This window comes from Streptomyces sp. A 4/2 (assembly GCF_940670765.1).
Classification (GTDB): Bacteria; Actinomycetota; Actinomycetes; order Streptomycetales; family Streptomycetaceae; genus Streptomyces.
The window spans coordinates 382,637-396,213 of the sequence record NZ_CALNVW010000010.1 but is presented as its reverse complement, the minus strand read 5'-3'; the positions used below and the strand labels follow the sequence as shown (position 1 = coordinate 396,213).

General features: G+C 70.4%; 15 protein-coding genes. 7 read left to right on the top strand and 8 right to left on the bottom strand.

Going from position 1 to position 13,577, the window contains the following annotated elements:
• Nucleotides 1-11: 11 nt before the first annotated feature.
• Nucleotides 12-716, top strand: a complete 705-nt coding sequence (locus NBY69_RS08485) for a TetR/AcrR family transcriptional regulator (RefSeq protein ID WP_250299501.1) — start codon at nucleotides 12-14, stop codon at nucleotides 714-716.
• A 96-nt stretch (nucleotides 717-812) separates the two neighbouring features.
• Here the strand turns inward: NBY69_RS08485 and NBY69_RS08480 are convergent, their stop codons facing one another.
• Both NBY69_RS08480 and NBY69_RS08475 read right to left on the bottom strand, forming a co-directional pair.
• A complete protein-coding gene (locus NBY69_RS08480) occupies nucleotides 813-2,369 on the bottom strand; it encodes an ABC transporter substrate-binding protein (protein WP_250299500.1) in 1,557 nt (518 codons plus the stop codon).
• A 161-nt stretch (nucleotides 2,370-2,530) separates the two neighbouring features.
• Entirely contained in the window at nucleotides 2,531-2,785 is a 255-nt protein-coding gene (locus tag NBY69_RS08475; protein ID WP_250299499.1) for an SCO4848 family membrane protein, read from the bottom strand.
• 121 nt (nucleotides 2,786-2,906) lie between these two features.
• Between NBY69_RS08475 and NBY69_RS08470 the strand changes: the two genes are divergently transcribed.
• The gene (locus NBY69_RS08470; protein ID WP_326694172.1) at nucleotides 2,907-4,142 is read left to right on the top strand and encodes a D-alanyl-D-alanine carboxypeptidase; all 1,236 of its coding nucleotides are present in this window, start codon (nucleotides 2,907-2,909) and stop codon (nucleotides 4,140-4,142) included.
• Here NBY69_RS08470 and NBY69_RS08465 read toward each other — a convergent pair.
• The 4 genes from NBY69_RS08465 to NBY69_RS08450 are packed head-to-tail and all read right to left on the bottom strand — an operon-like array spanning nucleotide 4,045 to nucleotide 6,894.
• Nucleotides 4,045-5,004 carry a YihY/virulence factor BrkB family protein gene (locus NBY69_RS08465; RefSeq protein ID WP_250299498.1) on the bottom strand — a complete coding sequence of 320 codons (960 nt, stop codon included), beginning with the start codon at nucleotides 5,002-5,004 and terminating at the stop codon, nucleotides 4,045-4,047. The two genes, NBY69_RS08470 and NBY69_RS08465, sit on opposite strands and share 98 nt — an antisense overlap.
• A complete protein-coding gene (locus NBY69_RS08460) occupies nucleotides 4,992-5,414 on the bottom strand; it encodes a GtrA family protein (protein WP_250299497.1) in 423 nt (140 codons plus the stop codon). Before NBY69_RS08460 ends, NBY69_RS08465 begins: the two co-directional genes overlap by 13 nt.
• 15 nt (nucleotides 5,415-5,429) lie before the next feature.
• Complete coding sequence (locus tag NBY69_RS08455) at nucleotides 5,430-6,422, bottom strand: decaprenyl-phosphate phosphoribosyltransferase (protein ID WP_250299496.1); 993 nt, start codon at nucleotides 6,420-6,422, stop codon at nucleotides 5,430-5,432.
• A complete protein-coding gene (locus NBY69_RS08450; protein WP_250299580.1) occupies nucleotides 6,415-6,894 on the bottom strand; it encodes a phosphatase PAP2 family protein in 480 nt (159 codons plus the stop codon). Before NBY69_RS08450 ends, NBY69_RS08455 begins: the two co-directional genes overlap by 8 nt.
• 189 nt (nucleotides 6,895-7,083) lie before the next feature.
• On the opposite strand from NBY69_RS08450, the gene NBY69_RS08445 reads away from it, so the two are divergent.
• Together NBY69_RS08445 and NBY69_RS08440 are read left to right on the top strand one after the other, a co-directional pair.
• Nucleotides 7,084-8,436: an FAD-binding oxidoreductase gene (locus NBY69_RS08445; protein ID WP_250299495.1), complete on the top strand. Its 1,353-nt coding sequence runs from the start codon at nucleotides 7,084-7,086 to the stop codon at nucleotides 8,434-8,436.
• Nucleotides 8,437-8,584: 148 nt separating this feature from the next.
• On the top strand, nucleotides 8,585-9,340 hold the full coding sequence (locus NBY69_RS08440) for a decaprenylphospho-beta-D-erythro-pentofuranosid-2-ulose 2-reductase (RefSeq protein WP_250299494.1): 756 nt from the start codon (nucleotides 8,585-8,587) through the stop codon (nucleotides 9,338-9,340).
• 30 nt (nucleotides 9,341-9,370) lie between these two features.
• Here the strand turns inward: NBY69_RS08440 and NBY69_RS08435 are convergent, their stop codons facing one another.
• Both NBY69_RS08435 and trpS read right to left on the bottom strand, forming a co-directional pair.
• Nucleotides 9,371-9,952, bottom strand: a complete 582-nt coding sequence (locus NBY69_RS08435; protein WP_250299493.1) for a 2'-5' RNA ligase family protein — start codon at nucleotides 9,950-9,952, stop codon at nucleotides 9,371-9,373.
• A gap of 124 nt (nucleotides 9,953-10,076) precedes the next feature.
• Entirely contained in the window at nucleotides 10,077-11,090 is a 1,014-nt protein-coding gene (gene trpS, locus NBY69_RS08430) for a tryptophan--tRNA ligase (RefSeq protein WP_250299492.1), read from the bottom strand.
• Between the two features lie 46 nt (nucleotides 11,091-11,136).
• Here trpS and NBY69_RS08425 point away from each other — a divergent pair, with 46 nt between their 5' ends.
• The 3 genes from NBY69_RS08425 (at nucleotide 11,137) to rocD (ending at nucleotide 13,511) form a co-directional block, all read left to right on the top strand.
• Nucleotides 11,137-11,832 carry an RNA polymerase sigma factor gene (locus tag NBY69_RS08425; protein ID WP_250299491.1) on the top strand — a complete coding sequence of 232 codons (696 nt, stop codon included), beginning with the start codon at nucleotides 11,137-11,139 and terminating at the stop codon, nucleotides 11,830-11,832.
• Complete coding sequence (locus tag NBY69_RS08420) at nucleotides 11,825-12,196, top strand: hypothetical protein (protein ID WP_250299490.1); 372 nt, start codon at nucleotides 11,825-11,827, stop codon at nucleotides 12,194-12,196. Before NBY69_RS08425 ends, NBY69_RS08420 begins: the two co-directional genes overlap by 8 nt.
• Nucleotides 12,197-12,305: 109 nt before the next feature.
• Nucleotides 12,306-13,511 (top strand): ornithine--oxo-acid transaminase, encoded by a 1,206-nt coding sequence (gene rocD, locus NBY69_RS08415; protein WP_250299489.1) that lies wholly within the window; start codon nucleotides 12,306-12,308, stop codon nucleotides 13,509-13,511.
• Nucleotides 13,512-13,577 lie beyond the last annotated feature (66 nt).

Sequence of the window (13,577 nt, the reverse complement as noted above, 5' to 3'; positions counted from 1 at the left end):
GCTCATCCACCGTGACTGCTGCAAAGGCCCCCAAGAGCGAACAGACCCGTACGCTCATTCTCGAAACCGCGCTCCGGCTCTTCCAGGAGCGCGGTTACGACAAGACGACCATGCGGGCCATCGCCCAGGAGGCCGGAGTCTCCGTCGGCAACGCGTACTACTACTTCTCCAGCAAGGAACACCTGGTCCAGGGGTTCTACGACCGGATCGGCGCCGAACACCAGGCAGCGGTGCGCCAGGTGCTGGACAACGAGACGGATCTGGAGACCCGGCTGGCCGGGGTGCTGACGGCCTGGATCGATGTCGCCGCGCCGTACCACGAGTTCGCGGCGCAGTTCTTCAAGAACGCCGCCGACCCGGAGAGCCCGCTCAGCCCCTTCTCCACCGAGTCGGAGGCCGCCCGTGAGGCGTCCATCTCGATCCACCGGGAAGTGCTGGCGGGCACCAGAGCGAAGGTGCCCGCGGAACTCGTCGACGTCCTGCCGGAGTTGATGTGGCTGTCCCAGATGGGACTCGTCCTGTACTGGGTCTTCGACCGCTCCCCCGGTCGCGAGCGGAGCCGGCGGCTGGCGGGGCGGGGAGCGCGGCTCACCACCCGGGGCATCTCGCTGGCGAGGTTCCGGGCGCTCCGGCCGCTCGTCCACGAGGTGCACGAGCTGTTCACCGACTTCCTGCCGGGCATGGCCGAGACGGCGACGGCCCGCAAGCGGTCCTGACGGAACGGAACAGGCCGAACGCAACAGGCCCCGGAACTCCCGTGTCGTACGGGGAGTTCCGGGGCCTGTCCGCGTGTGCGGGCTACCGGCTGGGGCTTACAGCCAGCCGAGTTCCCAGACGCGCCAGACGCCGCTCCCGTCCGACAGGTACTGACCGCCGGACACGTCGTTGTTGGCCAGCACGTAGTCCTTGCGCTGCCAGAGCGGGATCATCGGCACGTCGTGGGCGATGGCGTCCTGCATCGCCTTGAAGTCGTCGGCGGTGCGGCCACGGTCGGTGAACTGCTGGGTCTGGCCGATGAGCTTGTCGACCTGCTTGCTGCTGTAGCCGTTGTAGAGCGTGTTGCCGGTGCCGACGAGCGTCTGCGAGTAGTTGTCGGCGTCCGGGTAGTCGGCGATCCAGCCGACGGCGTACGCGTCGTACTTGCCCTTCTTGTAGCCGTCCTGGAACTTCTGCCAGACGGTCTCCCTGACGAGCTTGACCTTGAACAGGCCACCCGTCTCCAGCTGCTTCTTCAGCAGCTGGGCCTCCGCGTCGGTGACGCTGGTGCTGGAGTACCCGTAGGTGAAGCTCACCGGGGTCTGGACACCGGCCTCCAGCAGCGACTGCTTGGCGGCCGACACGTCGACCTTCGGGTAGGCGTCGAAGAACGCGGTGCTGTGGCCGGTGAAGCCCTGCGGGATCTCCGAGTACAGCGGCTCCACGCTGCCCTTGTAGACCTGTTCGGCCAGCTGGGCGCGGTCGACGAGCGACGCGGCGGCCTGCCGCACCCTCATGTCGGCCAGCGGTGCGGTCTTGCGCACGTTGAAGACCAGGTTGCGGATCTCGCTGCCGGTGGACTCGGTGACCTGGGCGTCCGGGTCGCTGGGCGAGAGCTGGGCCAGCATGCCGGGCGGCAGGTCGCGGTGCGCGACGTCGATGTCCTTGTGCTTCCAGGCGGCTGCGAGCTCGTCCGGCTGCTTGAAGTAGCGGATCTCGACCGGCACGCCGGTCTTCTTGACCGCGCCCTTGTACTTCGGGTTCGGTTCGAGCGTCGCGCTGACACCGGCCTTGTAGGACTTGAGTACGTAGGGTCCGGACCCGACGACCGAGTTGCCCTTGCGCCCCTTGTGCTCGGGGTACTCGGTGTGGTCGACGATCGCGCCACCGCCGGTGGCGATCTTCGAAGCGAAGGTCGCGTCACGGGACTTGAGGTGGAAGGTGACCTTGTCACCCGACGCCACCACGCTCTTCAGCAGCGGATACAGCGTCGCGGGCCCGTTGCCGTCCTTCATGTGCAGCACGCGGTTGAAGGAGAACGCCGCGTCCTCGGCGGTGACCTTGTGACCGTTGGAGAAGGTGAGGTCGTCACGCATGGTGCAGGTGAAGGTGCGCAGCGCGTCGTCGGTGAACTTGCAGTTGCTGGCCGCGTCGGGCACCGGGGTCGACGAGCCGACGTTGAAGGTCATCAGCGACTGGTAGAGCGTGCTGTAGAGCGCCCAGGAACCGGCGTCGTACGCCTCGGCCGGGTCGAGCGAGGAGACCACGTCGGTCGTCCCGATGACGAGCGGGGTCTTCTTCCCGCCGCTGTCGGGCAGCAATTGCCAAGCGCCGATACCGGCGCACGCCAGAACGACGCATATCGCCAGAATCCGCATTCGGATCGAACGCATTGTGCTGTTCCCCTCAACCCACCCTGTGGACGCGCGGATCGCGCGCGTCAGACCCAAGTCGGCGCCAACCCAACCACACGAATTTCACAAGTGAAAGAGAAAATCTCCACATGAGGCCAAGTCGTTAGATGGCACCCTCACGCAGTCGTCGGACGACGTCCTCACACATCGGACGCGACGTCCCTGCGCAGCGCACGCAATCCGCGGAACCCGATCGCACCCACCGCCGTCCCCAGAAGGAAGGACGTGATCGCGAGCAGCAGATGGATCCAGAAATAGGCGGTCGGGTCACCCGCGTCGTCGAAGGCGAGTCCGCTGCCGTCCTGCCAGAGATTCTTGACGAAAGTGATCCAGATGAACCAGCTCCACACCCCGAAGGCGAGCAGGAACCAGGAGACGGGTCGGCTGAGCTTCATACGCCCATTATCGACTCCGTACTTCACACCGTTCCGTCAGGGTGGCCGCGCGGAAGGCCCGGTCCGGCAGTTCCTACCCGCGGTGTCGGGCCGTCCGGACAAGCCCTGTACGTTCACCCCCGTGCCCGCCGTGAAAAAGATCGCATTGTCGGTCCTCGCCGCCGTCTGCCTGCCCGCCTTCTGCGCCGTGCCCGCGTCGGCCGCGACCGGCGCCGATCCGAAGCCGCCCGGCCACATGTCGAAGGTCGGCGGCGCCCGGCTCGGGCAGTCGGGTACGCAGGTGAACCTCGGCGCCGGCGCCCCGGTGCTGCCGAAGGACCTCTCCGGACGGTCCTGGATCGTCGCGGACGCCGAGTCCGGCTCGGTGCTGGCCGCGCACAACGCGCACTGGCGGCTGCCCCCGGCGTCCACGCTGAAGATGCTGATGGCGGACACGCTGCTGCCGAAGTTCCAGCCGACCGAGACCCACAAGGTGCTGCCGTCCGACCTGGCCGGCATGGGCGCGGGCAGCAGCCTGGTCGGCATCAAGGAGAACCTCACTTACACGGTCCACGACCTGTGGCTGGGGGTCTTCCTGCGCTCCGGCAACGACGCGGTGCACGTGCTGTCCGCGATGAACCACGGGGTGGCCGCGACCGTCAAGGACATGCAGGAGCACGCCGACGACCTCCAGGCGCTCGACACCCATGTGGTCTCGCCGGACGGCTACGACGCCCCGCACCAGGTCTCCAGCGCGTACGACCTGACGCTCTTCGCCCGCAGCGGACTCCAGAAGAAGGCGTTCCGCGAGTACTGCTCGACCGCCACCGCGCAGTTCCCCGGCATGAAGAAGAAGGGGAAGAAGCGCGAGACCTTCGGCATCCAGAACACCAACCGCCTGCTGACCGGTGCCGACGGCGTCACCCAGTACAAGGGCATAGCAGGCGTGAAGAACGGCAACACCACGATGGCGGGCGCCACGTACACGGCCGTCGCCGAGCGCGACGGTCATGTGCTGCTCGTCACCGTCATGAACCCGAGCTCGACCGAGAGCCACGCCGTCTACAAGGAGGCCGCGCGGCTCCTCGACTGGGGCTTCGCCTCGGAGGGGAAGGTCACGCCGGTCGGTGAGCTGGTCGCGCCGAAGTCCGCCCTCGCGACCCCGCAGCCCACCGCGAGCGCCCCGGGCGCGGCGGGAGCGAAGGGCAGCAAGGGTGCGGCGCGGACCACCGCGGCCCCGGCGGGCGGCGGTTCCGGCGGCATGGGTACGGCCCTCGCCATCAGCGGTGGCGTGTTGCTCCTGTTGGCGGCCGGAGTGTTCCTGGTGAACCGGCGCTGGCCGCTGCCGGATCTGGTACGACGTTTTCCACGTCACTGACCGGTTCCTCGTCGGTGTGCCCCGTCGCGGTCCAGGCCGCGCAGTACAGCAGCAGTTTCACCGTGAAGCTGATCCACAGCAGCAGCGCGACGGGGACACCGAAAGCGCCGTACATGCTCTTCGAGGCGACGCCCCGCATGTAGCCGCTGAGCAGCACCTTGAGCAGTTCGAAGCCGAGCGCGCCGATCAGTCCGGCGGTGATCAGCCGGTGGCGTGCCGGTTCCACGCCGGGCAGCAGTGTCAGTACGTACAGCAGGACCAGGAAGTCGGCGAGTACCGCCAGCACGAAGGCCACGCCCTGGAGGAGCGCGCCGCCCCAGCCCGCGTTTTCGAGGCCGACCCGGTCGGCGGTCCAGTTGACGGCGCTGGTGCCGACGGCCGACGCGCCGAACGAGACCAGTACGGCGCCGCCCGTGCCGACCAGGATCCCGCCGTCCTTGAGCTTGCGCACCACGAAGTTGCCCTGGTCGGCGTCGTCGATCTCCCACACCGCACGCAGGCAGTCCCGCATCGAGCCGACCCAGCCGATGCCGGTGAACAGCAGCGCGGCCCCGGCGACGACACCGACCGTGCCCGCGTTCGCGACCAGCGAGCCGATGTCCAGCTGGTCGGAGATGCCGGGCACCTGCTGGGCGAGCGTGTGCTGCATGGTGTTCAGCTGGGCGGTGCTGAGCAGCGCGGCGCCGATCGCGGCGGCCACGGTGATGAGCGGGAAGAGCGAGAGGAAACTGACAAAGGTGATCGCGGCGGCGAGCCGGGTCCAGTGCACCCGGTCGAGGGTCTCGTAGGAGCGCCAGGCGTGGGTGCGCATGAGGCGGGCCAGCCAGGGGCCGATCACGGGAAGTTTCGTCAGCCGGTCCATGGCGTACGCCTACCCTCGCCGCCGAAGACCAGCGTCCTCGTCCCCCAGAAGCGCAGACCGGTGGCGAGCCCCATGCCGATGACCGCGCCGGAGAGGGTGTCCGCGCGGGCCGAGGTCAGCCCCAGGCCGTAGTGCGACACGGTGAGGCAGAGCAGTTGGAGGAGGGCTCCGGCGGCGTTCACACCGAAGAAGACGGTGTACTCGCGCCAGCCGACGTGCCTGCCCCGGTACGTGCCGAGGGCGTTGCCGAGGTACGCGACCGTGCACCCGGCGAGGAACGACACGGTCTTGGCGGCGAGCGGGTCCCAGCGCAGGAATCCGCGCAGCCAGAGGAAGAGTCCCAGGTCGGCGGCGTACGCGAGGATCCCGGCGAGCGCGAAGCCGGTGACCTCCCGGCGGCTGACACCCATGGACCGGCTCCCTCCCTACAGGTCGGCGATCGCGAGCACGTACACGACGATCCATCCGGCGCCGATGACGGTCAGCGCCCTGTCCCGCAGGATCACGTCCTCCGGGGCGCCCGCGGTGCCGCGGTCGGCGAAGACGGCGTACCGCAGGATGAAGAGGATGAACGGGACCATCGACAGCTGACGCCACGGCAGCAGTCCGCTGTCGGGCGGGCCGCCGCTCTCCATCGCCCAGAGGCAGTACGCGAGGACCGCGACCCCGGCCGCCAGCTGCCAGACGAAGCGCAGGTATCCGGTGGTGTACTCGGAGAGCAGTGCCCGGGTCGCCGCGGCTCCCTCCATCTGGACGGACTCGGAGTAGCGCTTGGCCGCGACCATGAAGAGCGCGCCGAACCCGGCGGTGATCAGGAACCAGCGCGAGAGCGGGATGTCGAGGGCCACTCCGCCGATCATCGCCCGCATCAGGAAGCCGGTCGTGACGACGACCAGGTCGACGACCAGGATGTGCTTCAGGCTGACGCAGTAGGCGAGTTGCATGGCGATGTACGCGGAGAGCAGCGCGGCGGTCATGTCGTTGCAGAACACGACGGCGCCCGCGGTCGTCAGTACGGCGAGCAGGGCTCCAGCGGCGTACGCGACGGGGACGGGGACTTCTCCCGCGGCCACCGGGCGGTGGCACTTGACGGGGTGCGCGCGGTCGGCCTCGGCGTCCCGGGCGTCGTTGACGAGATAGACGGCGGAGGCGGCGGCCGTGAACAGGACGAAGACGACGGCGAGTTGACCGGCGGTCTGGCGCGACACCAGCTGACCGGCCGCGACGGGGGCGGTGACGACCAGGACGTTCTTGATCCACTGACGGGGGCGGGCGGTCCTGAGCAGCCCCAGCGCCAGGCCCGCGGCCCCGCCTCCGGTCAGGGACGGCGGGGGGCGTGGCGGTTCCTGGACGAGCAGGGCCGGTTCCGGAACCCCGGACACCGCTGGTACGCCGGGCACTTCGGAGACTTCAGACATGGGTGCCTCGCATCCACCGGTCGCCGAGCCCGGCGGTGAGCCCACCGAGGAGGGCGCCCGCGGCGACATCGGTCGGATAGTGGACCCCGACGACCAGCCGGGACACGCACATCGCGGCGGCGAGCGGGGGTATGAGGCGGCGGCCCACGGGGCGCAGCGCGCCGAGGGCGACGGCCGCCGCGGCTGCGGAGGCCGCGTGCGAGCTGGGGAAGGAGTGGTGGCCCGCGGTCCGTACGAGGGGCTGCCGGTCGCCGAGACCGGGGCGCGGGCGGCGTACCACCCGCTTCAGGCCCATGCTCGCGAGGTGGGCCGTGCCTATCAGGGCGGTGGCGCGCAGCCAGGCGCCGCGCCGTTCCCGGTCGGTGAGCGCGCCGGTGAGCCCGGCGGCGAGCCACAGCACGCCGTGCTCACCGCTGCGGGACAGGGTCCGGGCCACGGCGCCCACCGGCGGACACGCGCCGCAGTCGCGCATCGCCGAGAGGAGCCGGCGTTCGGCCTCGGCGGGCCGTATACCGCCACCCCTGGCCGGCCGGGAGCCTCCCGGCCGACGGCAGACCGGAAGAACACTCTTATGTGACATATCTCGATCATCGCGTCCAAACTGATTGACACCACTCCAATCACCCATTTCCCCGCGTATATGGGCGATACGGTCTACTCCATGTCTGCCGAAACCACCACGTCCGTGTCGGGCTGGGGCCGCACCGCCCCGACGACTTCGCTGCTGGTCCGCCCGCGCACGTACGAAGAGGCGGCGGCAGCGGTGCGCGGGTGCGGCGCCCGCGGCTCGATCGCCCGCGGCCTGGGCCGTGCGTACGGGGACGCCGCGCAGAACGCGGGCGGCGCGGTGCTCGACATGACCGGCCTCGACCGGATCCGCTCCATCGACGCGGACACCGGGGTCGTGGTGTGCGACGCGGGGGTGAGCCTGCACCGGCTGATGGAGGTACTGCTGCCGCTGGGCTGGTTCGTGCCCGTGACGCCGGGCACCCGGTACGTCACGGTGGGCGGCGCGATCGGCGCGGACATCCACGGCAAGAACCACCACGTGTCGGGGGCGTTCTCCCGCCACGTCCGGTCGCTCGACCTGCTGACCGCCGACGGCACGGTGCACACCACGGCGCCCGGAGCCGCGCTCTTCGACGCGACGGCCGGCGGGCTGGGGCTGACCGGCGTCATCCTCTCGGCGACGGTCCAGCTCCTGCCGGTGGAGACGTCGTCGATGTCGGTGGACACCGAGCGCGCGACGGACCTCGACGACCTGATGGCCCGGCTGACGGCCACCGACCACCACTACCGCTACTCGGTGGCCTGGATCGACCTGCTCGCCCGGGGCGCGTCGACGGGGCGCTCGGTACTGACCCGAGGGGAGCACGCCCCACTCGACGCGCTCCCCGCCCGCGCCGGCCGCGCACCGCTGTCCTTCCGCCCGGGGAGGCTCCCCGCGCCGCCGTCCTTCCTCCCCGACGGGCTGCTCGGCCGCACCTCGGTCGGGATCTTCAACGAGCTCTGGTACCGCCGGGCACCCCGGCTCCGGCGGGGGGAGATCCAGCGGCTGACCACCTTCTTCCACCCGTTGGACGGGGTCCCGCACTGGAACCGGATCTACGGGCGGGGCGGTTTCGTCCAGTACCAGTTCGTCGTCGGGTACGGGCAGGAGGAGACCCTGCGCCGGATCGTGCGGCGCATCTCCGCGCGCGGCTGCCCGTCGTTCCTGGCGGTGCTGAAGCGCTTCGGCGAGGCGGACCCCGGCTGGCTCTCGTTCCCGCTGCCCGGCTGGACCCTGGCCCTGGACATCCCGGCGAACCTGACCGGACTCGGCGCCTTCCTCGACGAACTGGACGAGGAGGTGGTGGGCGCGGGCGGCCGGGTCTACCTGGCGAAGGACTCCCGGCTGCGCCCGGACCACCTGGCGGCGATGTACCCGCGCCTGGACGACTTCCGCGCGCTGCGCGCCGAGCTCGACCCGGGGTCCGTCTTCACCTCGGACCTCTCCCGCCGCCTCGGCCTCTAGGGCGGGTACGGGGGCTGCCGGACACCGCCCCCGGACCTGCCCGCCGGTCCTGCGACCGGCCCCGCCACCGAACTCGCCACCGACCTCGCCACCGACCCCGCTGACGACCCCGCCGACGACCCCGCCGACGACTCAAGGAGACGTACCCGTGAAAGACGCATTCGGTGCCCCGCAGTCCCTGCTGATCCTCGGCGGTACGTCCGAGATCGCGCTGGCCACGGCCCGCCGTCTGGTGGCCCGCCGGACCCGTACGGTCTGGCTGGCCGGGCGCCCGTCCCCCGCGCTCGACGCTGCCGCCGCCCACCTGCGCACGCTGGGCGCGGAGGTCCGTACCGCCGACTTCGACGCCCTGGACCCCGCCTCCCACGAGGTGACGCTGGGCAAGGTCTTCGCGGAGGGCGACATCGACATGGTGCTGCTGGCCTTCGGGATCCTCGGCGACCAGGCCAGCGACGAGAGCTCCCCGCTGTCGGCGGTCCGGGTCGCCCAGACCAACTACACCGGGGCGGTCTCAGCGGGCCTGATCTGCGCGAAGGCCCTCCAGGGCCAGGGTCACGGCTCCCTGGTGGTGCTCTCGTCGGTGGCGGGCGAACGCGCCCGGCGCGCCAACTTCATCTACGGATCGAGCAAGGCCGGGCTGGACGCCTTCGCCCAGGGTCTGGGCGACGCGCTGTACGGGACGGGCGTGCACGTGATGATCGTCCGCCCCGGCTTCGTACGGTCGAGGATGACGGCGGGGCTGCCGGAGGCGCCGCTGGCCACCACACCCGAGGCGGTGGCGACGGCCATCGAGACGGGGCTGCGCCGCCGCTCCGAGACGGTCTGGGTACCGGGCACGCTGCGCGTCGTCATGTCCGCGATGCGCCACGCGCCGAGGCCGCTGTTCCGGCGGCTGCCGGTGTAGGACAGGGTGCGGCAGCGGACCGGAAGGGCCTTACGGCAGGGACGACGCCGGGGCCTCGCGGTACACCGCGGGACCGGGCACACCGCCGCCGCCTCCGAACGCGTACTCCCGCAGCTTGCGCCACACCGCGTCCGCCCCCTGCTCGTACAGGGCGAAGGATCCGCAGGTCCACATCGCCTCGAACGTCGACAGCGCTTCGTACGCCTGGTCCATCGCCTCTTCGGAGATGCCGTGGGCGACCGTCACATGCGGGTGGTACGGGAACTGGAGCTCGCGCACCAGCGGCCCGGACGCGTCCCTGATCTGCTGCTGGAGCCAGGAGCAGGCCGATCCGCCCGTCACGACCTGCACGAAGACGACCGGCGAGAGCGGGCGGAACGTGCCCGTCCCGTACAGCCGCATGGGAAAGGCCCGGTTCGCGGCGGCGACCGAGGAGAGGTGCGCCTCGATCGCGGGCAGCGAACCGGAATCGGCCTCGGTGGGCGGGAGGAGGGTGACGTGCGTGGGGATGCCGTGCGCGGCAGAGTCCCCGAAGCCCGCGCGCTGCTCCTGGAGCAGGCTGCCGTACGGCTCCGGGACCGCGAGCGAAACGCCGAGCGTTACGGTCCCCACATCGATCTCCTCAGCTGTCGGGTCACCGGACGTTCCGCCTACCTGCCGGACGTCTATGTGCAGTGTGGCGGGCCTGCCCTCGCTCTGACCAGAGTCCAAGGTCACAAGCTCGGGCCGGCGCCTGTCAGTGCTTCGCGGGCAGGAATCCCAGCCGCTCGTACGCCTGCGCCAGGGTCTCCGCGGCGACCGTGCGGGCCTTCTCCGCACCCTTGGCGAGGATGCCGTCCAGCGTCTCGTGATCGTCCAGGAACTCCTGGGTGCGGGTCCGGAAAGGCGTGACGAAATCGGCGACGATCTCGGACAGATCGGTCTTGAGCGCGCCGTACATCTTGCCCTCGTACTGCTGCTCCAGGTCGGCGATGCTCGTCCCGGTGAGGGTCGAGTGGATCGTCAGCAGGTTCGAGACACCGGGCTTGGCCGCCAGGTCGTAACGGATCACCGTGTCGGTGTCGGTGACCGCGCTCCTGACCTTCTTCGCGGAGACCTTCGGCTCGTCGAGCAGGCTGATCAGGCCCTTGGGCGAGGCCGCCGACTTGCTCATCTTGGCGGTCGGGTCCTGGAGGTCGTAGATCTTCGCCGTCTCCTTGAGGATGTACGGCTCCGGGATCGTGAAGGTCGTGCCGAACCGGGTGTTGAAGCGCTCGGCGAGGTCGCGGGTCAGCTCGATGTGCTGGCGCTGGTCCTCACCGACGGGGACCTGGTTGGCCTGGTAGAGCAGGATGTCGGCGACCTGGAGGATCGGGTACGTGAAGAGCCCGACGGTCGCGCGGTCCGCGCCCTGCCTGGCCGACTTGTCCTTGAACTGCGTCATGCGCGAGGCCTCGCCGAACCCGGCCAGGCAGTTCATGACCCAGCCGAGCTGGGCGTGCTCGGGCACATGGCTCTGCACGAAGAGGGTGCAGCGCTCCGGGTCGATCCCCGAGGCCAGCAGCTGGGCGACGGCGAGCCGGGTGTTGGCCCGCAGCTCCGCGGGGTCCTGCGGGACGGTGATCGCATGCAGGTCGACCACCATGTAGTACGCGTCGTGCGACTCCTGCAGGGCTACCCACTGGCGCACCGCGCCGAGGTAGTTGCCGAGGTGGAACGAGCCTGACGTGGGCTGGATCCCGGAGAGCACCCGGGGACGATCAGAGGCCATGTTCATCATTCTCTCAGGTGCGGAACCGATCTCCGCCGCGCGGTGTATGAAAGGTGTGAGAACGCGGGAGGGGAGCCACGCCGCTGTTGCGGACGAGGCTGATGTGATCGCGCGCGTACGGGCGGGGGACGCCCAGGCGTACGCGGAGCTGGTGCGTGCGTACACGGGAATCGCGTTGCGCGCGGCGGCGGCTTTCGGTGCGGGTGCGGACGCCGAGGACGTGGTGCAGTCGGCCTTCTTCAAGGCGTACCAGGCGCTGGGCCGGTTCAAGGCGGGTGCGTCGTTCCGGCCGTGGCTGCTGCGGATCGTGGCGAACGAGACCAGGAACACCGTGCGCTCCGCCGTGCGGCTGCGGTGCGCCGCGGGGCGCGCGGCGGCGCTGACGGAGGCGGAGCCGCTGATACCGGAATCGGCGGACCCTGCGGTGGCCGCTCTGGAGGGCGAACGCCGGAGGCTGCTGCTCGCGGCGCTGGACCGGCTGAGCACCGAGCAGCGGCTGGCCGTGACGTACCGCTATCTGCTGGACATGGACGAGGCGGAGACGGCGGAGGCGCTGGGCTGGCCACGGGGCACGGTGAAGTCGCGGCTGAACCGGGCGCTGAAGAAGCTCGGCAAGCTGCTCCCCCTCCCGGACGGCGCTCCCGGCAGCCCGGCCGGCGAGAGAGCCGAGGGACACCGTGGAAGCAGAAGAGGCGGAAGCAGGAGAAGCAGAGCAGACGAGGGAGGCGACGAGCATGGGTGACGGGGACGACGGGCGCCTTCCCGGTGAACTGCGCGCGCTGGGGCGCGGGCTGGGCTCCGGGAAGGCCGCAGACATCGGCTGGGGGTCGGCCGGGGACTCGATGGCCGAGCAGGTGCTGGCACGGATCATCGCGGAGGCGGTGCCGATTCCCGTTCCGGTACGGGCGGAGCCGTCAGGCCGCTTCGCGCGCATACGGGCCTGGGCGCGAGGGCGCCGACGGGCCGGGGTGGCGGACCGGTTCACCCCCGGCGGGTTCGAGGTGCGATACGCCCCCGCGGTGCGTGTGCCGGAGGCCGATGCGCCTGCGCGGGGCCGGACGGACCCCGGCACGCCGGACGACAAGGTTTCTTCCCGCCCGCGGTGACCGACGATAAGAAGAGGCGCACGACAGCCCGCCCGCCACAGGACTGGCGCCCCCAAGGCCCGTACGCCGTAAGGCAGTACGCCCAGCACGCTGTAGGAACGGAGAACCGGTGTCAGTTACGGAAACATCGATCGAGTCCGCCGAGGCGCACAGCGCGCACAACTACCATCCGCTCCCCGTCGTCGTCGCCTCTGCGGACGGCGCGTGGATGACCGATGTCGAAGGGCGTCGCTTCCTCGACATGCTCGCCGGATACTCGGCGCTCAACTTCGGCCACGGCAACCGCCGGCTGATCGACGCGGCCAAGGCCCAGCTGGAGCGCGTCACGCTCACCTCCCGGGCCTTCCACCACGACCGGTTCGCCGATTTCTCCACCCAGCTCGCCGAGTTGTGCGGGATGGAGATGGTGCTGCCGATGAACACCGGGGCGGAGGCGGTCGAGACCGCCGTGAAGACGGCCCGCAAGTGGGGTTACAAGGTCAAGGGCGTACCGGACGGACAAGCGAAGATCGTCGTCGCGGAGAACAACTTCCACGGCCGTACGACCACGATCGTCAGCTTCTCGACGGACCCCGAGGCGCGGGCGGACTTCGGCCCGTACACCCCGGGCTTCGAGATCGTTCCGTACGGCGACCTGGCCGCGCTGGAAGCGGCCGTCGACGAGAACACGGTGGCCGTTCTCCTCGAACCGATCCAGGGCGAGGCCGGGGTCCTGGTGCCGCCGGCCGGATATCTGCCGGGCGTACGCGAACTGACCCGCGCCCGGAACGTGCTGTTCATCGCGGACGAGATCCAGTCGGGACTCGGCAGGACGGGCCGGACCTTCGCCTGTGAGCACGAGGGTGTCGTGCCGGACATGTACATCCTGGGCAAGGCGCTCGGCGGCGGGGTGGTGCCGGTGTCGGCCGTGGTGTCGTCGGCAGAGGTGCTGGGCGTCTACCGCCCCGGCGAGCACGGGTCCACCTTCGGTGGGAATCCGCTGGCGTGCGCCGTCGCCCTGGAGGTGATCGCGATGCTGCGCACCGGTGAATTCCAGCAACGGGCCACGGAGTTGGGCGACCACCTCCACCGCGAACTGGGCCTGCTGGTGAGCGGCGGCGCGGTCGAGGCCGTGCGCGGACGGGGTCTCTGGGCGGGGGTGGACATCGCGCCCTCGCTCGGCACCGGCCGGGAGATCTCCGAGCGGCTCATGGATCTCGGGGTGCTGGTGAAGGACACCCACGGCTCCACGATCCGGATCGCCCCGCCCCTGGTGATCAGCAAGGAGGATCTGGACTGGGGCCTCGCCCAGCTGCGGACCGTCCTGAACGGCTGACACCACAGCGGCCGGCCTGGGCCGGGCGAGGCGGGGCCAGGCGCGGGGCAGGGGCCGGACGAAGCG

Bases quoted from the DNA above. Each gene is read 5' to 3' on its own strand.
- NBY69_RS08480 (WP_250299500.1), bottom strand. From the start codon at position 2,369: ATGCGTTCGATCCGAATGCGGATTCTGGCGATATGCGTCGTTCTGGCG.
- NBY69_RS08475 (WP_250299499.1), bottom strand. From the start codon at position 2,785: ATGAAGCTCAGCCGACCCGTCTCCTGGTTCCTGCTCGCCTTCGGGGTG.
- NBY69_RS08465 (WP_250299498.1), bottom strand. From the start codon at position 5,004: ATGGACCGGCTGACGAAACTTCCCGTGATCGGCCCCTGGCTGGCCCGC.
- NBY69_RS08460 (WP_250299497.1), bottom strand. From the start codon at position 5,414: ATGGGTGTCAGCCGCCGGGAGGTCACCGGCTTCGCGCTCGCCGGGATC.
- NBY69_RS08455 (WP_250299496.1), bottom strand. From the start codon at position 6,422: ATGTCTGAAGTCTCCGAAGTGCCCGGCGTACCAGCGGTGTCCGGGGTT.
- NBY69_RS08450 (WP_250299580.1), bottom strand. From the start codon at position 6,894: ATGCGCGACTGCGGCGCGTGTCCGCCGGTGGGCGCCGTGGCCCGGACC.
- NBY69_RS08445 (WP_250299495.1), top strand. From the start codon at position 7,084: ATGTCTGCCGAAACCACCACGTCCGTGTCGGGCTGGGGCCGCACCGCC.
- trpS (WP_250299492.1), bottom strand. From the start codon at position 11,090: ATGGCCTCTGATCGTCCCCGGGTGCTCTCCGGGATCCAGCCCACGTCA.
- NBY69_RS08425 (WP_250299491.1), top strand. From the start codon at position 11,137: ATGAAAGGTGTGAGAACGCGGGAGGGGAGCCACGCCGCTGTTGCGGAC.
- NBY69_RS08420 (WP_250299490.1), top strand. From the start codon at position 11,825: ATGGGTGACGGGGACGACGGGCGCCTTCCCGGTGAACTGCGCGCGCTG.